The sequence below is a fragment of the Geodermatophilus sp. URMC 60 genome, from assembly GCF_053502585.1.
On record NZ_CP199958.1, the window covers coordinates 1,952,008 to 1,973,399 of the forward strand.

Consider the following 21,392-nt stretch of genomic DNA (forward strand, 5'->3'; position numbering starts at 1 on the left):
CGCGGACTGCCCGGTCCTCCTACTGTCCGTCGTCGTCCTGACCGGGTGAACGACGGGGGTGCCGTGCCGACTGCGACCAGTGCGCTGGAGGACGTCGATGGCGAGGTGCGGGAGCTGATCCGCCGGCGCGGGCTGGACCCGTTCACCGACCCCGGTCCGGTGCGGCTGCTGGTGCGTGACGTGGTGGCCGACTACTCCGAGCGGTCGCTGACCTCGGCGCTGCCGCCGATCGGCGACCCCGACGTGGTCGTGCGCGACGTGCTCGACCGGGTGGCCGGGTTCGGGCCGCTGCAGCGGTGGCTGGACGACCCGGAGGTGGAGGAGACCTGGGTCAACAAGCCCGCGATACGGTTTTCGCAGCTCAAGGACCTACTGCGCGTCCTTGGTCCGCACTGAGTCCGCAGAAGCACCGAAAACGAGATCCGTCAGGCTGGCGGCGCCCGCGCGGGTGCGGTCCTCGGCCGAGGGCCACAGGTGGGAGTAGGTGTCCAGCGTGGTGGACGGCGATCGGTGCCCCAGCGCCCGCTGCACCGTCACAACGTCGCAGCCAGCGGCGATCAGGCCGGAGGCGTAGAAGTGTCGGAGCCCGTGCAGGTGCAGACCCGGCGTCCCCGCAGTCCGGGTGGTGGACTGCCACCACGAGTTGGCGGTGCTGGGCGGGATGGCACGCCCGTCGCTGATGTAGAACAGCCAACCCTCGGCCGCCGCCCCGGTCCGTTCGACGTGTCGGGCGAGCATCTCGACAAGCCGGTTCGGCAGGTAGATCGTTCGCTCGGATCCGTACTTGGGCTGCCGGAGTTCAGCGGGACCACCCCGGCGGCGCTGCACCTGTCGGCGCACGTGCAGTCGGCGCCCGAGGAAGTCGACATCCTCCAGATTGACCGCTGAGGCCTCGCCCAGGCGAAGGCTAGCTTAGGCGCAGACACCCAGGTATGCCTGCATGGTAGGGCGGGAGCCTTCAATCAGCGCTCGGATTTGTGCGGGTGTCGGAATCTCCATGGCGTGCCCGGCGCGTCGTCTAGCAGGAAGCCGAATTCCTGCGGAGGGGTCGATGGCGATGACCCGATCCCGTACTGCGGACTTGAGGGCCGCACGTACGGCGTTAACCCGCGTGGTCACCGTATTCGGCGCGTACCCGTCCGCCACCATCGCCTCAACTCAGGTTTCCAGGTGCGAGGCACGGAGGGCTGCCATGGGCACCGAGTCGAACGTCACCTTGCGCCAGACTAAATCCATCTGCACCTCGGTCATCGGCGCCCACACCTGCCGCTCCGACCAGGCTCGACAGTAAGAGTCGAATGTCGCGCGGCCAGCCTGCGGATCGACGTAGCTGCCGGTGACCACCGAAGCCGTTACTTCGTCTAGCCACCGCTGCGCGTCGGCCTTTCGCTTGAAGTGCCGGGCATGTTCCTTACTGTTCTCATCCCGGTATCGCAGGCGGTACGTGCCGTCAGGCCTTCTTGCGATCGACGCCACCGCTGACCGCCTCCATCTCCTTGTGTCGGACCCCCGGCCGTCACAGTCTGGGCTCCCTCACTGACCGGAACGCTGCCACCGCGCGCACCCGAGTTGGTGCCCGGCTCCCACGCCCCCCTGGCTGGGGCAGGCCATCCCTCCATGTTGGCCGCTTACGGCAATCTCAAGGGTCAGCGGTGGCCGGCCGTCTCGGCGCGCTGGCGGTCGATCCAGCTGCGGAGGTCGTCGCGGCGGTAGAGCACGCAGCGGCCGAGGCGGACGCTGCGTGGGCCGGTCCCAGGTGCCGCCAGTACCGGAGGGTGGCCACGGGGGCGCAGGGGAACTCGCTTCGGTGATGGTGAGTAATTCGGGCTCGCGGCTGGCGGTCTGGTCGGACATGCCTGGCTCCTGGTGTGGCCGGTTGGGTTGAAACCCGTCACCGGAGAAGGCGCCAGATCAGGGCTGGTCCTGACAGCCCACCGCAGGATCCTGCAGAAAATCTCCAGTCGTTTCCTGCAACCGCTCCTGAGGTGACCCCTGTCGGCTGAACATGCCCGCCTGACGGGGGGCACTGCAGGAAGGAATGCGGTGATCAGCCGGGCGCCCACTCGTACCGAAGGCCAGCCGGCGGTAGCCGGTCAGCCAGGCCAGCAAGCGTTCCACGATCCAGCGGTGCCGACCTCGGCCGGACCCGTGGGGATCATCCGGCGGGCGATGTGCGGGGTGATGCCGGGGTGACACCTCGGTGACGGTACGGCTGCAAGCCTCCCTTGGCCGGAGCGGGCACGGTCCCGATGTAACAGATGCGCCAGCAAAGGGGCGGGGTCAATGGCCTCGGTGTTCATCAGCCACAGCAGTCGGGATCGGGCCGTCACCGAACGGGTGATAGAGCGGCTGCGGGCCGCAGGATTCGCCGCGTTGTTCGTTGACTTCGACCCTGAGCAGGGCATTCCCGTCGGTCGTGACTGGGAGCGCGAGCTGTACGCCCAGCTGCGGAAGACCGATGCCCTGGTGTTCCTGGCAAGTGAAGCCTCGGTCGCTTCTCGGTGGTGTTCGATCGAGATCGGCCTGGCGCGCTCGCTGGGGCGGCCGGTGTTTCCGCTGCGGCTGCATTCGAGGGTGGCGTTGCCGCTGCTGACCGACGTGCAGTGGACCGACCTGACCGGCACCGAGCAGGGGATGACCCGGCTGCTAGCCGGGTTGCGTTCGGCCGGGCTGGATCCGGCCGACTCCTTCGCCTGGGACCCGGCCCGCTCGCCGTATCCGGGCCTGGTGCCGTTCGCTGCTGAGGATGCGGCGGTGTTCTTCGGCCGCCAGCCGGAGACACACCGGCTGGTGGAGCTGCTGACCCCCACCCTGCAGCGCGGCCCGGGCCGGATGGTGGCCGTGGTCGGCCCGTCGGGCAGCGGCAAGTCCTCGCTGGTGCACGCCGGGTTGCTCCCGCGGCTGGCCCGGCAGCCGGAGCGGTGGGTGGTGGTGCCGCCGCTGCGGCCCGGGCGGCAGCCCACCGCCGCACTGGCCAGCTGCCTGGCCCGGGCGTTCGCCGCCCGCGGCCGCCCTCGCCCGGCCGAGGAGCTGGCCGTGGCCCTGGATCGGGGGTCGGCGGGGCTCGTCGAGCTGGCGGGTGAGCTGGCCGACCTGGGCGCGAACGGCGCCGGGCGGCCGGGTGTGCTGGTGGTCGTCGATCAGGCCGAGGAGCTGCTCACCCGCACCGGCGCCCACGAACAGCGAGCGTTCCTGCAGCTGCTGGCCGGCGCGCTGCACGAGGACAGCCCGGTGTGGGCGGTGGCCACCCTGCGCTCGGAGTTCCTCAGCACCGCCCCCGACCGTGCCGGGCTGGCCGAGGCCGTCGACGACCCGTTGGTCATCGAGCCACTGAGCCGGGCCCGGCTGGCCGAGGTGATCGCTCGCCCGGCGCAGCGGGCCGGCCTGGACCTGGAGCCCGGGCTGGTCGAGCGGATGGTGGAGGACACCGCCGGCGGGGACGCGCTGCCCCTGCTGGGCTACACCCTGCACCAGCTCTACCAGCGGACCGGACGAGACGGCACCGTCACCGCCGACGACTACGAGGCCGTCGGGGGTGTCGTCGGTGCGTTGCGGCACCGGGCCGACCGGCTGACCGACGAGCTGCACCGGCGTGGCCTGGGCTCCCTGGTGCTGCCCACGCTGATCCGGCTGGCCTCGGTCGTCGGAGACGAGCAGCCGACCCGCCGGCGGGTGCGCTGCGACGCGTTCAGCGCCGAGGAGCGGGTGGTGATCGACGCCTTCGTCGACGCTTCCCTGCTCGTCAGCGACCACGACCAGGCCAACCCTGGCGCAGAGGCGGTCGTCGAGGTCGCGCACGAGGCGCTGCTGCGGCAGTGGCCGCCGCTACGTGACGCGATCGAGGCCGACCGGACCCTGCTGCGGCTGCGCTCGGAGCTGGAGCGACTGGCCGCCGACTGGCAGCACGGCCGGCGCGATGACTCCTATCTGCTGCGCGGGGGGCGGCTGGCCGCGATCGAGGAGTGGGCGGCTCAGCACTCCGGAGAGCTCGGTCGGCTGGAGGAAGAGTTCCTACAGGCCAGCCGATCGCTGGCGACCCGAGAGCTGGAGGCTACCCGCCGCTCCGTCAGACGGCTGCGCGGGCTCGCCTGCGGCTTGGCGGCGCTGTTGGTCGTCGCGCTAGTGGCCGTAGGGCTGGCCATGAGCGCAAGACAGGAGGCTCAGGCGCAGACCCGGCTGGCCCAATCCAGACAGCTCGCCGGAGAGGCGGAGCGACTGGTCGACAGAAACCGGCCGGACATGGCGATCCTGGCCGGCTTGCAGAGCCTCAGCCTGGCCCGCGACCAGTCACCGCGGCCCTCGGTCGGGCTCATGACCGCGCTGGGCCGGGTCACTCACGCATCACGGCTGCTCACCGGCCACACCGACGGGGTGCACGGGGTGGCGTTCAGTCCGGACGGGCGGCTGCTGGCTACCGTCGGCTTGGATCGGACGGTGCGGCTGTGGGACGTGGGCACCGGCGAACCCCACGGCGCCCCGCTGGAAGGCCACACCGACTACGTGTGGAGCGCGGCGTTCAGCCCAAACGGACAACTGCTGGCCACCGCCAGCCTGGATCGGACGGTGCGGCTGTGGGACGTGGCCACCGGCCAACCCCACGGCGCCCCGCTGGAAGGCCACACCGAGGCGGTGACCGGAGTGGCGTTCAGCCCCGATGGTCAACTGCTGGCTACCACCAGTTGGGATCGGACGGTGCGGCTGTGGGACGTGGCCACCGGCCACCCCCGCGGCGCCCCGCTGGAAGGTCACACCGGCGCGGTGATGGACGTGGCGTTCAGTCCGGACGGCGCCCTGCTGGCCACCACCAGCGACGATCAGACGGTGCGGCTGTGGGACGTGGCCACCGGCCAACCCCACGGCGCCCCGCTGGAAGGCCACACCGGCACGGTGAATGGGGTGGCGTTCAGCCCGGACGGCGCCCTGCTGGCCACGACCAGCACCGATCGGATGGTGCGGCTGTGGAACCCCAACACCGGCCAACCCCACGGCGCTCCGCTGGAAGGCCACACCGGCACGGTGAATGGGGTGGCGTTCAGCCCGGACGGCGCCCTGCTGGCCACGACCAGTAACGATGAGACGGTGCGGCTGTGGGACGTGGCCACCGGCCAACCCCACGGCGCTCCGCTGGAAGGCCACACCGGCACGGTGAATGGGGTGGCGTTCAGCCCGGACGGCGCCCTGCTGGCCACGACCAGCACCGATCGGATGGTGCGGCTGTGGGACGTAGCCGAGACATACTCCATCAGCCGACCGCTGACCGGCCACACCGCCGGGGTGTGGAGCGTGGCGTTCAGCCCGGACGGCGCCCTGCTGGCCACCACCAGCGACGATCAGACGGTGCGGCTGTGGGACGTGGCCACCGGCCACCCCCACGGCGCCCCACTGGAAGGCCACACCAACACGGTGCAGGACGTGGCGTTCAGCCCGGACGGCGCCCTGCTGGCCACCACCAGCGACGATCAGACGGTGCGGCTGTGGGACGTAGCCACCGGCCAACCCCACGGCGCCCCACTGGAAGGCCACACCGGCGAGGTGTACCGGGTGGCGTTCAGTCCGAACGGCGCCCTGCTGGCCACCGTCAGCCGGGACAAGACGGTGCGGCTGTGGGACGTGGCCACCGGCCAACCCCACGGCGCCCCACTGGAAGGCCACACCGACTACGTGCGCGGCGTGGCTTTCGGCCCAAGCGGCGCCCTGCTGGCCACCACCAGCGACGATCGGACAGTGCGGCTGTGGGACGTGGCCACCGGCCACCCCCACGGCGCCCCGCTGGAAGGCCACACCGACTACGTGTGGAGCGTGGCTTTCAGCCCAAACGGACAACTGCTGGCTACCACTAGTTGGGATCGGACGGTGCGGTTATGGGACGTGGCCACCGGCCAACCCCACGGCGCCCCGCTGGAAGGCCACACCGACTACGTGTTTGACGTGGCGTTCAGCCCAAACGGCGCCCTGCTGGCCACCACCAGTAACGATGCCACGGTGCGGCTGTGGGACGTGGCCACCGGCCAACCCCACGGCGCCCCACTGACCGGTCACACAAGCTGGGTGCATGGGGTGGCGTTCAGCCCGAACGGACAACTGCTCGCCACTACCAGTGGGGATACCACGACACGACTATGGGATCCGCTATTTACGTCCTGGGTGACGGTCGGCTGCAAGCTAGTCAACCGCAACCTGTCCATGGCCAATTGGAACCAGCTATTGCCAGGGGTTCCATACGAGCGCACCTGTCCCGACCTGCCTTCTGGCCAAGGTGCACCATCCAATGCCCCAGCGGCCCAATACTCAGATAGCTCGTGGTAAGGCTCAACTAGCACAAGCCTTCATGTTGCCGGGGTAACTGACCGCGCCCAAAACAGTAAGCAAGCCCGTCCCGAAGCATATGATGCGTCTGTACCGCTCGGGGAGGATCCCATGTCGATTACTGGTATCGCCTCCAACTATCGGCCAGAAAGGTCGGCAGTCCACAAGGTTCGAGGCGAACTGATTACGCGGTGACGGCGGGATGGCGCCGCGGCCTGCCGTCGGTCCGGCGTTGCGGCTGTTGCTCGAGCGAGGACCCGCTGCACCGTGCCGGCGCTTGCCTCGCTGGAAGGCGATGGTCCTCGACATACAGGATGGCGGCGATCTAACGCTGGATCGGGGTGCACCGGAAAGGAGTTCAACTTGCCCAGGGCGAAAAGGATCTTCGTTAGTGCGGTCGTTGCCGCGACCGCTGCTTTCACAATTATGGGCATCGGCCCGGCGCAGGCTGCGGCGGACGGGGACCACGCCGTTGCCCTCTCCGGCGCGGCGACGGTGGACGACGGCCGCGCCCCGGACCGGATCGCCGGTGCCAAGGCCGTCGAGTGGCCCGCGGCGAGGTCGGCGCTGGCAACCATCCAGGCGCGGATCGCTCGCTACGTCGCCACCCATGACGCCAACTACATGTTCGGCAATTACGTCGATCCGGACACCGGCAGGATCATTCTCAACACGGATGCGCCGGCGGACCTCGTGTCCTCGCTGACCGACCTATCCGGCGCGTCGTTCGACCAGCGGCAGGCGGCGAGCCAGCTGCAGCTGCGCCGCACCACCACGACCGAACAGCTGCGCCGCACCACCACGACCGACGAGGCGAGTCGCCGCGACGACAGCCCGCCGTTCTTTGGCGGCGCTGGCCTCGCGGTCGGGGATACCGTGTGCTCGTCCGGCTTTGCCGTGCAGGACTCCGCCGGGACTAGGTTCATGACCACCGCCGGTCACTGCTTCACCGACGGCGCCACAGTCCTGACCGAGTCCGGCGGACAGACAGTCGGCACCGTCTCTGACCGGCACGAACTCACAGACCCCGGCGCGACCATGGACGTGGAGCTCATCGGCGGCCAGTTTTACGAGGGCCGGGTCTTCACCGGCGGCGTCACCAGCAGCACCAGCGCCCCCGTGGTTGGGGCCGGCACCGTCGACGTCGGCTTCGACAACTACTGCCACAGCGGTCGAACCACCGGCGAGCACTGCGGTCACACGGTGACTGCCACTAACGGGCAGTACTGTGGATCCTCGGGCGGCTGTGCCTCGCCCGTCATCGTCTACACGGGTGGCACCATCTCGGAGCACGGTGACTCGGGCGGCGCCTTCTACTACAAGGACACCTCCGGCGGCATCTGGATCTGCGGTCAGATCATTGGTGGCACCACCACCACGGACTACGTGCAGCCGTGGAGTGTCGTAGCCTCCGCGCTAGGCGTCAGCCTCGTGACCGGCTGAGCCATTGGCCGCAAGCGAACGGCCGGGCGTCGCGCCCACGATCCCGGCCGTTGGCGTGTCAGCGAAGCTCAAGCGACCATGGCCCGCCGAAGCACTCAATGCCCGTTCCGTCATCCGGGATGATTATCACCCGCGCATACAGCTGGTAGGTGCCGGGGGGTACGGAGCCGCCATCGGGGTCGCAGGATGAGAGAGTCGCCTCACCGGACAGGCGCTTGGGCTCTCCCGGAGCGAGATTCCATCGGACTCCGATCCGATTCTGCGCCACCGGAACGGTCGCGATGCGGCCGTTCCGGACAAGGAACACGTCAGCGCGCGGAGCGCTCACCCCCCGGACGGCCTCCCGACTAACAATCTCGACCATGCCCGTAATCGCCCGCTCGTCAGCCGGCGCGATGGCGGGAAACCGCCCGGTCAAGGTCAGCCCGCCGGCGGCTGGCGGCTGGAACGGCCGCCCGCACTCAAGGGGTGTGGGGCTGGTAACGGGTATGGGGGGTTGCGGTCACATGCCTCTCCCGTGACGCTCGGTTTGGTTCAACGTTCGCAGTGGCACCGCCCCCGCAGCCGACGGTAGGGGGACGATGACGAGCAGGAACTTCGCCGTACGACCGGCGCACTTCCGCCGGTCCGACATGCCTCTCCGCTCTCGGTGTCCGAACTGACCTACCTCTTGGACGTAGCGCGCCCACCCGGTTCCGGGGGCGCGAAGTCGTATCTGCTTCCCCACCCATGGAACCGTCGGCCCCGATGAGAGGGACCGGCGTTTGCTGTGGCCACAGGTCGTCCTCATCTCAGGAACAATCTCCATCTGACTCGGGAGGATCCACGTCAGCGGAACTCCGTCCGCCGTCCCTGATTGCAGCCTTCTATCGTCAGTAGGAAGGACAGCCCGAGGGGATTGAGTGATTCGACGTGCATCATCGTCGGAAGCCATCGCCGCGACGGGGCAAGTGCAGGTGTATCCCCTCGCTAGCGCTGGCAGCTGAGTAGTAGAGAAATCGGCCTGCCTCTGTCTGACTGTCCTCCGATCCAGCGCGTACGTGAAGGGGTCTGCGAGCGCGCCGGAATCCTTGAGTGGGCCGCTTGGGGCGAACATTGCCTGCCGCGGTGCCTGACGCGGTGCCTGCTGGCGGCCCGCCGGCTACGGAGGCACTGCCTATCGCCTAAGGCCTGGGGTGGTGGTCCAGCGGTCGACGGTCGGCTTGAGGCGCTCGGGATGCGGGCGAGGATGCCTGAGGTTGAGGCGGTCGGCCGCGAGGGAGGGGTTGCGCGCCGCTGGGCGTCGGCGTCTCGGGCTGCGCGCCGGGCGTGGCGCTCTGCGGCGAGCCGGTCGGCCGGCTGGCCGAGAAGGGCCGGTTCGGTCGTCAGCTGGGCGATGCGCGCCTGTGCCCCGGCCAGTTCGTGCTGGGGGCGGCGATCTGACGGTCGAGGTCGGCCAGCGCCGCCACTGGGTCCGGGGTTTGGCCGAGTGCTCCGTACCGGCCGAGCTGTTGGTCCCGCCGGCGGCCGGCCTCGGCCACGGCCTGCCGCGCCTGCTCGTATGCGTGCTCGGCGGCGCGGGCGGCCGCACGCAGCGTGGCGTGCTCGGGGTGGGCGTCTTCGGCGGCGCGGCGGGCGACGGCGCCCAAGGCCGCCACAAGCGCCGGGCGGTTGTCGGGCCGGCCGGCGTCCTGCGCGAGCCGGCCGGGGTCGGTGGGCAGGTCTGGGAGGTACGGGCGCCACCGGTCGGCCCAGTCGGTGAGCTGGTCGGTGGCACGGGCCACGGCGGGCCGGCGCAGCCCGAACCGGCCCGGGCGGCCCAGCACCACGGTGGCCGCTGCCCGTGCGGCATCGCGCCCGCTGTCCCAGCGAGCGAGCAGCCTGCCCCGGAGCTGGTCGGCCTCGGCGGCGACCATCACCCGGCTGGCGGCGGCCCGCTCGGCCGCCTGCCGCGCGGCGGTCTCGGCCTGCCGGCGAGCGTCGGTGAGGGCGGCCAGCTGATCGGCGGAGTCCTGGTGCAGCGGGATGATCTCCTGCAGGGTCTCGCGCATCGGCTGCAGGACGGCGAGCCGGGTCAGGCAGCGCTGCTCGGCGGTCTACGCCTCGTACTGGTCGGCCAGGACCTGCGTGAGCGGGCGGGATGCGGCGTAGTGGGCGGCGGCGAGCTGGGCGGCGTGGCCGGGGCCGAGGTCGGCCCGGTCGCGGCCAAAGGCGGTGATCCACTGAGCCCGCGCCTCGGCCAGGTCCGCGGCGACGAGGTGGGCGGTGTTGGCGGTGCGGCCGCGGGTCATCCTGACATAGGCCGACGCCGCGCCGGTGTGCTCGCCGATCACCACGTGCGCCGCCAGCACGGTGTCGCCCTGCACTCCGTGCGCCGTGCTGGCATACGCCAGCTCCACATGTGAAATGACGTAGTCGGCGGGCAGCACCCGCTTTCCCGCGTCCGCCGGGGTGACGGCGTTGGGGTGACGTCAGCAGGAGCCGCGTCGGCCGGGGTGACAACGACGTCGCCGTGGCGGCCGACGGCGGTGACGGTCCAGGTGTCGCGGTTGGCCACCCCGAGGTCGCGGTCGTTGCGGCGGGTGACGATCCGGTCCCCGGCGCCGATCCGCTGCCCGACGCGGGTGGTGACCGCGGCGCGGTCGTCGACGCAGCCGTCGGCGACCAGCCGCTCCCGGATAGCGGCGCCCAGCTCGGCGGCCTGCTCGCGAGTGTCCACCACCACCGCCAGGCGCTGGCCGGCGCGGTGATGGGCGGCGGTGAGGGTGGCCAGCGTCTGCTGCAGTGCGGCGGTATCGGGGTGCAGGCGAATCTGGCCGCGGGCGGCCAGCGCGTCGAACACCGCGCCCGGGTCGTCCCCCGTGCGCATGGCCAAGGTCAGCTCGCCCTACCCCGGCTTGATCAGCATCGTCTCGCTGGCGCGATGAGCCCGCGGACGCGACAGGAAGGACGCAGCATGCCGTTGTTCACGGGGGTCCTGGCGGCGCTGGCCGCACTGGCCGACCGCTTGCGCGGGGACGACGCCGAGCGGGGCGACGTGCCCGGCTGGGTGATGATCACGGTGATGACGGCGGCGCTCGTGCTGGCCATCCTCATCCCGTTCCGCGAGGCGAAGTCGCCGCGGTCACCAACGCCCTGGCGTCCGTCACCACCGGTGGCTGAAGAAGGACCCCTTTGCCCCCTGCCGACCTCCCTGCAGGGTCCCGCCGCGAGCTTCCGAGCGGTGAGGGGCAGGGAGGTCCTTCCACCTGCAGAGGGGTCGTCCGCGGAGCGCGGCTCGGCGCTGGTCGAGTTCACGTTCATCGCGATCGTGGTGTTCGTGCCGCTGGTCTACATCGTGGCCGGGCTCTCGGCGGTGCAGCGCGGGGTGTTCGCCTCGACCGCGGCCGCCCGTGAGGCCGGGCGGGCGATGGGCACCGCGCCCGACCCGGTCACCGGGGCGGCCCGCGCGGAGGCCGCGGCCCGGCTGGCGGTGACCGACCAGTCGATCGAGGCCACCGACGTCCGCGTCGCCTACGCCCCGGCCGGTGCCGGCTGCGACGCCGCGGGCGGGTACGCGCCGACGCTGACGCGGGGGAGGAGTTCTCCGTGTGCGTGACCGTGACGGTGCGCATCCCGCTGCTGCCGGAGTTCGTCGACGCCAACACCGCCACCGGCCAGTTCCTCGTCGAACGCGACCGCTACGTCGACCCCTGACCACGCTCCGCCGGGCGACTACCCGAAGGCCCCCTCGGCCAGCTTGCGCAGCGCCCCGATCCCCGGCGCGAACAGGTACTCGCAGCCGCGGGTGACCACGAGGTCGGGCCGCACCTCGACGAACCTCGGACGGCCCTCGGGCATCGGGATGGTCATCTTCTGACTCCCCCCGGCGCCCCCGATGAACCAGTCACGGTCGTCGCCGAGGCCGAAGGTGTCGCCGTCGTTGCACCAGTGCGCCTGCACTGTCTCGAACTGGCGGGCGATGTCGGCGTTGAAGCAGATGAACAGCAGCCCACGGGGGCCGGCGGCGCCGTCGTGCTCCGGGTCGTAGGGGTCCCCGTAGGGCATGCCCCGGCGGATGATCCGGTGCCGGGCCGTCAGCCTGCCGCTCTCGCGGAGTGCACCGCCGAAGTCCAGCGCGTCCCGGGGGTTGACCCGGCGGACGTGGGCGCCGAGTGGGCAGCGGTGGCCGTCGCGGTCGTCCGGCAGGTACCGGAAGTCGTTGGCCGGCTGGTCGGTCGCGACGTCGGTGAGGTCGCCCGGAGGGGTGCGGTAGGGGTGGGTGGCCAGCGGCGTCCCGTCCCGCCAGCGGCCCATGATTTTCGCCGCGAGGAGCTCCGGCGCCAGCCCCGTCCGGCGCGCGGCCTCGGCGAGGAACGCCTGGAAGCCGGGCACGTCCTGCTCGAGCTTGCGGTAGACGACGTAGGTGCCGTTGCGGACCAGGTCCGCGTCGGGCTCGGTGTCGACCTGACCGTCCTCGTCGGGGTGGCCGAGGAGGAACTCGCCGAGCTTCACCGGCTCCCACCCGCCGTCCGGGAGGGGGACGCCGACCCCGCTGTCCCAGGGCGCCCGGTGGTGGCTGGGCCGCTCGACGCCCTCGATGTCGGGCTGGGAGAACCCGTCGGCGTAGCCGAAGTGCTCCCGCCGGTGCGCCAGGTCGTGCGTCTCCTGCTCGACGGCGACCGTCAGACCGGGGATCGCCTCGACCTCCTCGCGCAGCCGCCGCCACTCCGCCGACAGGTCGTCCCGCTCCCGCGCGCAGACGGTCAGCGCCAGGTGCACGTGGCCGGTGCCCAGGTGCTCGTCCCATCCCCCCGGGTCGCTGCGCCCGACGTCGCCCAGCTCGGCGGCCCGGTCGCGGGGCCTCTCGCGGAAGGCCTCCGGGAACCGGGCCAGCAGCGCCGGCGGGAGCCCCAGCCGCGCGAACCCGCTGTGGGTGACCGCGACGTTGAGGGTGGTGCAGGGGCGGTCGTCCGCCGGCCAGCGGACCGCGGTCGTCACCCGGCCCTCGACCTGCCGGAGGCACTGCCGGGCCGCCTCGGCGGTGTCCGCGTGCAGCAGCAGGTGGACGGCGTGACCGAAGCCGTACCCGTTGAGGATGTTGCCCTGGACGTCGTCCAGGGCGAGCACTGCGCCCATGGCTCAGGTCCCGTCGTTCCCGAACTCGGTGAGGAAGGCCTTCTGCAGGTCGAGGTCGTCGACCTCCTGCGCCTGCATCGCGAACCGGGCGTGCCGGCGCCGCAGGTCGAGGGCGTCCCCGACCTCCCGCACCGTGGCCTCGTACGCGGCGAACCACCGGTGGACCGGCAGCCGGTTGTGCAGCAGGTAGCGGCGGAACTCGGCGGGATGGTCGTGTCCGGGATAGCCGACGCAGTGACCCCACACCGCGTCGGCGTCGCTCCCGAGCCCGGTGCGGAGGTCCTCCACGTGCTCCTCGGGCCGGCGGTTGGCGGTGCTGGTGAACAGCAGGTACTGCATCCGCAGCGGCCGGGTCCGGCGGGGCAGACCCCGGTACCGCCAGGGCGCCCCGGCGATCACCACCCAGCGGGCGAAGTGCGTCTCGGCGACCCGGCTGAAGGGACTGTCCGCGGCCTGCGGGAGCCGCGCCAGGGCCTCCCGGAGCGCGCCCTCCCGACCGGGGACCACCGGCGTCAGCACGGTGAGCGGCGTGGCGGGCCAGGTGTGGCTCACAGGTCCCCCTCCCGTCGGGCGAGGAAGCCGCGGTAGAGCACCGCGAACTCCTCGGGGCTGGTGGTCCGGGCGGCCCGGGCGAGGTACCGGTGTTCCTTCGCGACCTCCAGCGCCGAGAGGACGGTGCGGACGGTCGCCTCGCGGTGGGCCGACCACGAGTGGGCGCCGGGGATGCCGAGCTCGCCGATGTAGCCCGCCAGCGCGGTGACCGACCCGGTGCCCGGGAACCCGTACGAGGTGCGCCAGATCTTCCGGACCTTGTCGCCGACCGCGTGCACGAACGTCTCGACGTAGGGCTCCGTCGGTGCGCTGTAGACGGTCTCCCAGAGCAGGAGCCGGTGGGGCAGGCGCTCCCGGACCTGCGGTCGCCCGTTGTACGGCAGCCGGGGGACGACGGTCCACCGGATGAAGTGGACCGACCTCAGCGGGCCGAGACCCGTGAGCGCCGGGATGCGGCGGGTCAGCGCGAACAGCACCCGCAGCCACAGGGCGCCCAGGGGCTCGACCGCCGTCAGCACGGTGATCATCCCCGCCCGGCCGGCGGTGTCGGGCCGCAGTGCGGCCGTCCGGGGCGCCACGGCCACGGCCGGCGGGGCAGCCTGCTGAGCCCGGGCGACGGCGAGCCGGCCCGGAGTCGGGAAGGAGCGGTAGCCCACGGTCTCAGGTCCTCTCGCCGAACTCGACCTCGAGGCGCCCGGGGAACAACCCCTCCCAGCGGGTGCGTCCGGCCCGGCCGGGCGCGCGCCGCAGTCCCTCCGAGCGGAGCAGCGGCGCCAGGAGCGCCGGCAGCTGGACGCCCATCACGTGCTCCCCGGGGCACTGGTGCGGACCGCCCCCGAAGACCCGGTACTGCCCTGCAGCCCGCGTGGCGTCGAAGTCCTCGGGATCGGGCACGGCCGTCTCGTCCCACATCGCCGAGTGGGTGCCCACGAAGACCGTCGTGTCGCGGGGGATCGGCCGGGCCCGCGGGGTGCCGGCGGCCAGCGTCGTCTCCGCGGTGCACCGTCGGGAGATCCGCGGCTGGACCGGCCGGAACCGGTAGACCTCCCACAGCAGGCGGCGCAGCTGCTCCAGGTCGCCGTCCCCCGCGGCCTGCCGGGCCGACTCCAGGGCCGGGGGACGTCCCAGCAGCTCGTCGACGCCGAGCAGGGCCGCCCGGGCACCGTGCCACAGCCAGCCGATGGCCATCCCGATCACGTTGCCGCTGATCCCCGCGTCGTCCAGCGCGGTCCCGGGATCCGACTCCTGCCGCTGCACCAGTCGCCGCAGCAGGGTGTCGGGGCCCTCCGGGGTCCGGCGGACCTCCTCGACCTGCGCGGCCAGGTGCGCCTCCCACCGTCGCCAGGCGACCTCGGCCCGCTCCGCGACCGACCGGATCTCCCCGCGGTTGAGGAAGATGTGCTCGAACAGGTCGCGGCCCCACTGCAGACGGGTCACCGGGTCCGGGCCGGGGCACCCGACGTAGTCGTCGAGGACGACGTCGAACACCGGCTGGACCAGCTCGCCGACGACCTCCATGCGTCCGGTGCGGCGGGCGCGTTCGACCCGTTCCTCCGCCGCGACGCCCACCAGCCGGCGGAGCCGCTCGGCGTCCTCGCAGCGCAGCACGGCGTCGATCTCGGCGCGCTGCCGGGGGTGCTCGGCGGGCCCGGACCCGAGGAGGAACGCCCCGGGCAGGTGGTGCGCGTAGGGGAAGGCGAAGGCCTCGGTGTGGTCGAGCACCTCGTCGACGTCCTCGCGGCGCGTCACCACGACCAGGGACCGGCCCACCCCGGACAGCGGCCGGTGCCGGCGCACGGGCCCGAGGCCGGCCACCCGGTTCCGGCTGAGCACCCTCGCCAGCCCGGACGCGATGCGTCGCCGGACCTCGTCGACGAGGAGCGGGGGTGCGGTGTCGACCCGCTTCCCGGGCACCTGCACGGTGGTCACCGCCCCTCGGTCGCCGTCGATCCGCTTCGGGGAGCGGACAAGCTAGTGGCCGGACTCGCCGGCGGTCGAGGCTCCCGTGACGGACTCCTGGTGTCGGTCGGCGTTGCGCAACGAGACGACCACGTCGAGCCAGCAGAAGGCGGCCCGCCCCGCGGTGACGACGGCCTCCAGGGAAATCCCGGCCGGCTCGTCGTCCTGCGCGGCGGACGTCGGTACCTCGGCACGGTCGTCCTCCTCGTCGTCCTGCGCCCCGGTCAGGAGCGCCACGAGCCGGTCGTCGGCCCACCACCCGCCATCCGTCCCGCTCATGACCGCCTCCCTCCTGACGTCCGGGCGCACACCGGCGGACCGAGGAGCGCCAGGCCGGGTCCCGATGAGGTCGGTTCTGCACACAGAGGCGCGAGCCCCCCGCGCTGATACACCGGCGGGAGGAGATGTCGTCAGCGGCGCGTCAGCGACGCGGAAGCGGGTGTGTTGACACGCGCGTGGTCCCTAGAGTCGGCTCCATGAGCCGGGCGCTCAGGTACATGCCGCCCCTCGCCAGCCGGGACCTGATCGTGCGGCCGCGGCTGCTGGACGTCCTGCGGAGCCGCTTCGAGCGTCCCCTGACCGTGGTGGTCGCACCCGCCGGCTTCGGCAAGACCTCGCTGCTGGGTCAGGCGGTCAGCGAGAACGCGCTCTCGCCGGCGGGGGAGGACCGGTGGCTGACCTGTCAGCCGGACGACACCACGCTGTCCGTCCTCGCCTCCGGCGCCTTCGCCGCGGTCGGGCTCTCCGCTCCGGTGCCCGAGGACCCGCAACAGGCCGCGGTCGCGGTGGCCCAGTCGCTCTGGAGCGCCGCTCCGCGCCAGATCGCCCTCGTCCTCGACGACGTCCACCTGGTGACGCCGGGATCGCCGGCCGGCCGGTTCCTCGGCCACCTGGTCGAGGAGCTGCCGAGGAACGGTCACCTCGTCCTCGCCTCGCGGCCGCCGTTCCCGCTGTCGGTCTCCCGGCTCGTGGCCAACGGGGACGCCGTGGTCCTCCGGGAGGACGAGCTGCAGTTCCGCGAGGACGAGGTCGCCGCGTTCGCCGAGTCCCGCGGCGTCCCGCCCGAGCTGCTCAGCGACGTCGGTGGCTGGCCGGCCCTGGCCGAGCTGACCGCGACGGCTGGCCCGTTCGCCGTCAGCGGGTACGTCTGGGAGGAGCTGCTGGCCCAGCTGACGCCGGAGCGCCGCCACGCGCTGGCGCTGCTCGTCGCCGTCGGCGGCGCGGACGAGGAGATCGCAGCCGCGCTGCTCGGCCGGGACGTGGACCTCCGGTCCCTGCTCGACGGGCTGCCCCTGGTCGTGCACTCCCGCTCGGGGTGGTGGTCGCTGCACGGGCTGTGGGCAGCGGCCCTCCAGCACCACCTCGACTCCGGACAGGTGGCCGAGGCGCGGCGGACCGCGGCCGACGTCCTGCGCGGCCGGGGGCAGTACCAGGAGGCGATGGGCCTGCTGCTCGACGCGAGGGCGTGGGAGGACGTCCGGCGGCTGGTCGTCGAGGTGTGCGAGTGCTGCACCGCGCTCGTGCCGACCGACGTCCTCGAGTCGTGGCTGCGCCGGCTTCCGCACGAGGTGCAGCGGAGCCCGGAGGGGCTGCTGCTCGCCGCCATGGTGGCGGAGCCGACCAGCCCGGGCGCGGCCGAGGAGTTCCTCGCCCAGGCGCTCGCCGGCGGGGAGACGGTCGACGGCGTGCGCTACGCCTGCCTGAACGCACTGGTCCAGCTGGCGTTCTGGCGGAACGACCGGCGCCGGATGGAGGCCCTGCTCCAGGAGCTGCAGGAGCTGGCACGGGACGGGCACCCGGGAGCGTCCGCCATCGTCGCGCTCCTCCAGGGCGTCCTGGCGCACTCCACCGACGAGGTCCGCTCGGCGCTGGCGGTCCCGAGCCTGATGTCCCGGACGCCCCTCAACCCGGTGCAGGAGTGGCTGCACGCTCAGCTCGTGCTCCTGAAGCTCGGCGACGCCCCGGCCGGCGAGGTGCTGGCCCGGCGGTCGCTGTCGCACCCGGCGACGACGATGCACGGCGTCTCGCGGTGCCTGCTCCTCGAGTCCTTCCGGCTGCGCGGACGCCTGGACGAGGCGGAGCGGCTGCTGCCCTACCTGCTCGGCGACATGCAGCCGGACAAGGTGCTCACCTCCCCCGAGCTGGTGACCTGCGCGGTCTCCCTGCTCGACGTCCTGGGGCGGCACGAGGAGGCCGAGCAGCTCCTCGGCACGTCCCGGCCGGTCCTCGCCGCCTCCCCGGTCGCGTGGGCACCCCTCGCGGGGACGCTGGCGGAGGTCTTCCACGCCCTGTCGGTGGGCGCCGAGGAGCAGGCGACGGCCACGCTGCGGTCGATCGCCCCGTCTAACGGCGGGCGCCTCTCCGGCGCGGTGCGGGTCTCCCCGGTCGCGCTGCCGCTGCTCTACGTGCTGGTGCCCGGGATCCGGGAACGGTGGGACGCCGACCCGCCACCCGGCTCCCTCGCCGACCTGCACACCGGGGCGCGAGCGCTGGTCGAGCTGCGCGAGCGCGGGTCGACGGCAGCGGCCGGCGCCGTCCCACCCAGTGCCTGGCCGGTCCTGCGTGCCCTGCTCCCGGTGCCGTGGACGACCGAGCTGGCCCTGGGGATGGTCGCCGCCGGTCAGGACGGCGCCCGAGCGGTCGTCGAGGCCCTCGGGCCCGGCGCCCGGCCGACCCTGCGAGCCCAGGCCGCAACCGCCTCCTCCGCCCCGCTCGCGGCCACCGCGCGCGCCCTGCTGCGCACGATCCCGGCGGTGCCGACCGCCCGGCTGCACCTGCGGGCGCTCGGCCCGCTCGAGCTCCGCCGCGACGGAGTGGTCGTCACGGCTCCGGAGCTGCGCAGGGAGCGGGTGCGTCAGCTCCTCGGCTACCTGCTCGTCCACGACCGGCCGACCCGGACCGCCATCACCTCGGAGCTGTGGCCGGACCTCGACGACGCGGCAGCCGGCAAGAACCTGCGCGTCACCCTCGCCTACCTGCAGAACGTCCTCGAACCCCAGCGCGGCGAGCTCGACCCGCCGTACTTCCTGCGCAGCGCCGGCGCGGTGCTGCACCTGGTGGTCGACGAAGCACTCCAGATCGACGTGCTGGAGTTCGAGCGGGCCCTGGACGAGGCGGCCCGGCTGGAGCGCCAGGGCGCGCCCTCGGCTGCACTCTCGGCCTACCTGCAGGCGGCGGAGCTGTGGGGTGGGGACCTCCTCGCCGACGTGTCCGGCGGGAGCTGGCTGGAGTGGGAGCGGGACCGCCTGCGCAGCAGGTTCGTCTCGAGCGCCGTCCGGGCCGGCAACCTGCTGCTCGCGCGCGGCGACACCCCGACCGCCCGGATCCTCGCCGAGCGGGCCCTGCGGGCCGACGACTGCTCGGAGGACGCGTACCAGCTCCTCGTCGCGGTCCACCTCGCCGAGGGCGACCTCGTCGACGCCCACCGGGCACTCCGTCGCTGCCAGCGGATGCTCCACGAGCTCGGGGTGCCACCCCAGCCGCGGACCCGGGCGCTCGCCCAGCAGCTCGCCGCCCACCGCTGACGACGGCGCCCCGCCGCAGTCCTGCCCCTCTGACCAGCGGCTTCGTCCGGCTGGCGTTCCGCTAGCGCGGCCCCCCGAACCTCTCCCGTGTCGGCGCGGTGCGCCGAGCGGACGAGAGGAACGGGAACATGGAGCCTGCCGAGGTCACCGTGCTGGTCCACCGTGCTGCCGAGGGCGACCCGGTCGCGTGGAACGCGATCGTCGACGAGTACGCCGGACTGCTGTGGTCGGTGGTCCGCGGGTTCCGGCTCAACGACGCGCAGGCCGCGGACGCGGTGCAGACGACGTGGCTGCGGCTGGTCGAGCACGTCGCCGACCTCAGGGAGCCCGAGCACGTGGCGGGGTGGCTGAAGACGACCGCCAGCCGGGTGTGCCTGCAGGTCATCCGGCAGGGGGGCCGTGAACAGCTCGTCGACTGGGACGAGGACCGCGGCCCCGTGGGCGGCGTCCGGCCCGACGGCCCCGAGGAGGACGGGCCCGAGGCCACCGCGCTCCGGCGGGAGCAGCAGGTGCTGGTCCGTCGCGCGCTGGCCGAGCTCCCCGACCGGCACCGGCAGCTGATGGAGTTGCTGGTCGCGTCTCCTCCGATCAGCTACCAGGAGATCAGCGCCCGCCTGGGCATGCCGGTCGGCAGCATCGGTCCGACGCGCGCCCGGATCCTCGCCCACCTCAGGGAGTCGCTGGCGACGGTCGGGCTCCGGGACCTCGTCCTGAGCTGATGGCGCAGGGATCCGACCAGGGTCGCCGTCCTCGACCACTGCCCACCATGCGCGGCGGCGGCGGGGTTCGGGCCGATCCCCACGGGTGGGAGGCACGTCCACCGCCGGGAGGGACATGGTCGGAGCAACCTCCACCGCTGCTTCCAGGAGGAAGCAGCGGTGGAGGTTCCGGGAAGGAACCCCGCGGGCGGCCGCCACGGTCTGCGAGCCCCCCGGTCGCTGACGCGCGTGTGGGGATCGCCCCGGCGTCCTGCCCAGGACCCCGCGAGCAGGAGCGGGCCGGCGGAGCCCGCGGACGCAGGGCTCTGTGCCCATCCGTCATCCGGGCGGATCGTCTGTTCACGCGTCCTTCCGGTGGAGATGGGGAGCGATGACCGAGCTGAAGAAGTGCGACCTCGTGCTCGAGGGCGGTGGCGTCAAGGGCATCGGTCTCGTCGGCGCGGTCTCGGTGCTCGAGGAGGCCGGATACGACGTCCAGCGGGTCGCCGGGACGTCGGCCGGAGCGATCGTCGGGGCGCTGGTCGCCGCGAGGACCCCTGCGGCGCGCCTGGCCGAGATCATGGCCGGTCTGGACTGGCGCCGGTTCCAGGACAGGAGCCTGGTGGATCGCATCCCGTTCCTCGGCCGGGCGCTGTCGATCGCACTCGACAAGGGCGTCTACGAGGGGCGGTACCTCCGCGAGTGGTTGGCCGAGCGGCTGGCCGAGCGCGGGGTGAGGACCTTCAAGGACTTCGAGATCACCCAGGAGCAGGACCCGGGCTCCGCCCTGCCACCGGAGAAGCGCTACCGACTGACGGTGATCGTCTCCGACGTCACCTGCGGCGTGATGCGCGCCTTCCCGGTGGACTACGACCGCTACGGGCTCGTGGCCGGCGACGTCCCCGTCGCGGACGCCGCCCGGGCCTCGGCCTCCATCCCGTTCTTCTTCGAGCCGGTGACGCTCAGGGACGTCCGGGCGAACAGGGACGTCGTCCTGGTGGACGGCGGGATGCTGTCGAACTTCCCGGTCGAGGTCTTCGACCGCCGCGACGGTCGACCACCGCGCTGGCCGACCTTCGGGATCAAGCTCTCCGCCAAGGGCCCGGCCACGCCCCCCGGATTCGAGGTGACCGGCCCGGCGAGCCTGAGCCTGGCGCTGCTGAAGACCCTGATCGGCCACACCGACCGGGCGCACCTGAACGACCCGGACGTCGTCGAGCGGACGATCTTCGTCGACACCGACGGCGTCCAGGCGACCGACTTCGACCTCGACCGCACGACCGCCGACCGCCTGTACCAGAACGGCCGCACCGCGGCGCAGAAGTTCCTCGACAGCTGGGACTGGGACGCCTACCTCGCCCGCCGCACCGCGTGGCTCGCGACCGAGCCGGCGATCCCGCAGCCGGCGCCGGCTCCCGACACGCGAGAGCCGTCCCGCGCGGCTGACACGGCCCGCACGTAGCGAGGGGCAGCGCACCGACCGTTCGGCGTCGCACCGAGGACGACGCCGCCCGGGTGCGGGCCGCCCTGGAGCGGGACCGGGGCTCGGTGCCGGTCGCCCGTCCGCAGGGACGAGTGCGAGCTGGTTCCGCTGGGGACGGCGGTCGAGAGCCGGGGCGTCGGCCAGGCCCTCGTCCGGACCTGCGTCGAGCACGCCCGGGCCGCGGGATGCCGCCGGCCGTGGCTGATCGCCACCGACGACGGCCTGCAGGCGCTGCCTCGCCGAGGCAGCTGCCTGCCCTCTCGCTCCACCGTCGCCGGCGTCGGGTGACACCCGACCGGGTGGGGCCGCGCGCCCGCTGTCCACAGATCG

Annotated in this window: 18 protein-coding genes and 1 pseudogene; 8 read left to right on the forward strand and 11 right to left on the reverse strand. The window is 72.7% G+C overall.

Features of this window, described 5'->3' with window-relative positions; translation table 11 throughout:
* Positions 1–63: 63 nt before the first annotated feature.
* On the forward strand, positions 64–396 hold the full coding sequence (locus tag ACWIX3_RS09410; protein ID WP_448611811.1) for a hypothetical protein: 333 nt from the start codon (positions 64–66) through the stop codon (positions 394–396).
* Here ACWIX3_RS09410 and ACWIX3_RS09415 read toward each other — a convergent pair.
* From ACWIX3_RS09415 to ACWIX3_RS09425, 3 genes and pseudogenes are all read right to left on the reverse strand, one after another.
* Positions 370–900 (reverse strand): tyrosine-type recombinase/integrase, encoded by a 531-nt coding sequence (locus ACWIX3_RS09415; protein WP_448612453.1) that lies wholly within the window; start codon positions 898–900, stop codon positions 370–372. The genes ACWIX3_RS09410 and ACWIX3_RS09415 overlap by 27 nt on opposite strands.
* Before the next feature lie 258 nt (positions 901–1,158).
* Positions 1,159–1,476, reverse strand: coding sequence for a hypothetical protein (locus tag ACWIX3_RS09420; RefSeq protein ID WP_448611812.1), 318 nt, complete (start codon positions 1,474–1,476; stop codon positions 1,159–1,161).
* Between the two features lie 170 nt (positions 1,477–1,646).
* A pseudogene (locus ACWIX3_RS09425) lies at positions 1,647–1,854 on the reverse strand (helix-turn-helix transcriptional regulator).
* 429 nt (positions 1,855–2,283) lie between these two features.
* Between ACWIX3_RS09425 and ACWIX3_RS09430 the strand changes: the two are divergent.
* Positions 2,284–6,306, forward strand: coding sequence for an nSTAND1 domain-containing NTPase (locus ACWIX3_RS09430; RefSeq protein ID WP_448611813.1), 4,023 nt, complete (start codon positions 2,284–2,286; stop codon positions 6,304–6,306).
* 426 nt (positions 6,307–6,732) lie between these two features.
* The gene (locus tag ACWIX3_RS09435) at positions 6,733–7,749 is read left to right on the forward strand and encodes a hypothetical protein (protein ID WP_448611814.1); all 1,017 of its coding nucleotides are present in this window, start codon (positions 6,733–6,735) and stop codon (positions 7,747–7,749) included.
* A gap of 1,364 nt (positions 7,750–9,113) precedes the next feature.
* Here the strand turns inward: ACWIX3_RS09435 and ACWIX3_RS09440 are convergent.
* The 3 genes from ACWIX3_RS09440 to ACWIX3_RS09450 are packed head-to-tail and all read right to left on the reverse strand — an operon-like array spanning position 9,114 to position 10,597.
* On the reverse strand, positions 9,114–9,779 hold the full coding sequence (locus ACWIX3_RS09440; RefSeq protein WP_448611815.1) for a hypothetical protein: 666 nt from the start codon (positions 9,777–9,779) through the stop codon (positions 9,114–9,116).
* A gap of 45 nt (positions 9,780–9,824) precedes the next feature.
* Positions 9,825–10,094, reverse strand: coding sequence for a hypothetical protein (locus ACWIX3_RS09445; protein ID WP_448611816.1), 270 nt, complete (start codon positions 10,092–10,094; stop codon positions 9,825–9,827).
* Entirely contained in the window at positions 10,058–10,597 is a 540-nt protein-coding gene (locus ACWIX3_RS09450; protein WP_448611817.1) for a hypothetical protein, read from the reverse strand. Before ACWIX3_RS09450 ends, ACWIX3_RS09445 begins: the two co-directional genes overlap by 37 nt.
* 87 nt (positions 10,598–10,684) lie before the next feature.
* Here ACWIX3_RS09450 and ACWIX3_RS09455 point away from each other — a divergent pair, with 87 nt between their 5' ends.
* Positions 10,685–11,326, forward strand: a complete 642-nt coding sequence (locus ACWIX3_RS09455; RefSeq protein WP_448611818.1) for a hypothetical protein — start codon at positions 10,685–10,687, stop codon at positions 11,324–11,326.
* A gap of 116 nt (positions 11,327–11,442) precedes the next feature.
* On the opposite strand, the gene ACWIX3_RS09460 is transcribed toward ACWIX3_RS09455, so the two are convergent.
* Genes ACWIX3_RS09460 through ACWIX3_RS09480 form a run of 5 tightly spaced genes read right to left on the reverse strand, consistent with a single transcriptional unit; the run spans position 11,443 to position 15,636 of the window.
* Positions 11,443–12,846, reverse strand: a complete 1,404-nt coding sequence (locus ACWIX3_RS09460; protein ID WP_448611819.1) for a Dyp-type peroxidase — start codon at positions 12,844–12,846, stop codon at positions 11,443–11,445.
* Positions 12,847–12,849: 3 nt separating this feature from the next.
* Positions 12,850–13,398, reverse strand: coding sequence for a hypothetical protein (locus tag ACWIX3_RS09465; RefSeq protein ID WP_448611820.1), 549 nt, complete (start codon positions 13,396–13,398; stop codon positions 12,850–12,852).
* Positions 13,395–14,054: a hypothetical protein gene (locus ACWIX3_RS09470; protein WP_448611821.1), complete on the reverse strand. Its 660-nt coding sequence runs from the start codon at positions 14,052–14,054 to the stop codon at positions 13,395–13,397. The genes ACWIX3_RS09465 and ACWIX3_RS09470 overlap by 4 nt, the downstream gene beginning before the upstream one ends.
* A 4-nt stretch (positions 14,055–14,058) precedes the next feature.
* Positions 14,059–15,327, reverse strand: coding sequence for a cytochrome P450 (locus ACWIX3_RS09475; protein ID WP_448611822.1), 1,269 nt, complete (start codon positions 15,325–15,327; stop codon positions 14,059–14,061).
* 42 nt (positions 15,328–15,369) lie between these two features.
* Positions 15,370–15,636: a hypothetical protein gene (locus tag ACWIX3_RS09480; RefSeq protein ID WP_448611823.1), complete on the reverse strand. Its 267-nt coding sequence runs from the start codon at positions 15,634–15,636 to the stop codon at positions 15,370–15,372.
* A gap of 197 nt (positions 15,637–15,833) precedes the next feature.
* Between ACWIX3_RS09480 and ACWIX3_RS09485 the strand changes: the two genes are divergently transcribed.
* The 4 genes from ACWIX3_RS09485 (at position 15,834) to ACWIX3_RS09500 (ending at position 21,350) form a co-directional block, all read left to right on the forward strand.
* Positions 15,834–18,881 carry a BTAD domain-containing putative transcriptional regulator gene (locus tag ACWIX3_RS09485; protein WP_448611824.1) on the forward strand — a complete coding sequence of 1,016 codons (3,048 nt, stop codon included), beginning with the start codon at positions 15,834–15,836 and terminating at the stop codon, positions 18,879–18,881.
* 128 nt (positions 18,882–19,009) lie between these two features.
* A complete protein-coding gene (locus ACWIX3_RS09490) occupies positions 19,010–19,600 on the forward strand; it encodes an RNA polymerase sigma factor (RefSeq protein WP_448611825.1) in 591 nt (196 codons plus the stop codon).
* A 370-nt stretch (positions 19,601–19,970) separates the two neighbouring features.
* Entirely contained in the window at positions 19,971–21,041 is a 1,071-nt protein-coding gene (locus tag ACWIX3_RS09495; protein ID WP_448611826.1) for a patatin-like phospholipase family protein, read from the forward strand.
* Between the two features lie 129 nt (positions 21,042–21,170).
* Entirely contained in the window at positions 21,171–21,350 is a 180-nt protein-coding gene (locus tag ACWIX3_RS09500) for a GNAT family N-acetyltransferase (protein WP_448612454.1), read from the forward strand.
* Positions 21,351–21,392: the final 42 nt, after the last annotated feature.

What these genes read in the sequence shown, in the direction of transcription:
- ACWIX3_RS09430 (WP_448611813.1), top strand. Translation starts at nt 2,284, where the DNA reads ATGGCCTCGGTGTTCATCAGCCACAGCAGTCGGGATCGGGCCGTCACC.
- ACWIX3_RS09435 (WP_448611814.1), top strand. Translation starts at nt 6,733, where the DNA reads ATGGGCATCGGCCCGGCGCAGGCTGCGGCGGACGGGGACCACGCCGTT.
- ACWIX3_RS09440 (WP_448611815.1), bottom strand. Translation starts at nt 9,779, where the DNA reads ATGCGCGAGACCCTGCAGGAGATCATCCCGCTGCACCAGGACTCCGCC.
- ACWIX3_RS09450 (WP_448611817.1), bottom strand. Translation starts at nt 10,597, where the DNA reads ATGCGCACGGGGGACGACCCGGGCGCGGTGTTCGACGCGCTGGCCGCC.
- ACWIX3_RS09455 (WP_448611818.1), top strand. Translation starts at nt 10,685, where the DNA reads ATGCCGTTGTTCACGGGGGTCCTGGCGGCGCTGGCCGCACTGGCCGAC.
- ACWIX3_RS09460 (WP_448611819.1), bottom strand. Translation starts at nt 12,846, where the DNA reads ATGGGCGCAGTGCTCGCCCTGGACGACGTCCAGGGCAACATCCTCAAC.
- ACWIX3_RS09480 (WP_448611823.1), bottom strand. Translation starts at nt 15,636, where the DNA reads ATGAGCGGGACGGATGGCGGGTGGTGGGCCGACGACCGGCTCGTGGCG.
- ACWIX3_RS09485 (WP_448611824.1), top strand. Translation starts at nt 15,834, where the DNA reads ATGAGCCGGGCGCTCAGGTACATGCCGCCCCTCGCCAGCCGGGACCTG.
- ACWIX3_RS09490 (WP_448611825.1), top strand. Translation starts at nt 19,010, where the DNA reads ATGGAGCCTGCCGAGGTCACCGTGCTGGTCCACCGTGCTGCCGAGGGC.
- ACWIX3_RS09495 (WP_448611826.1), top strand. Translation starts at nt 19,971, where the DNA reads ATGACCGAGCTGAAGAAGTGCGACCTCGTGCTCGAGGGCGGTGGCGTC.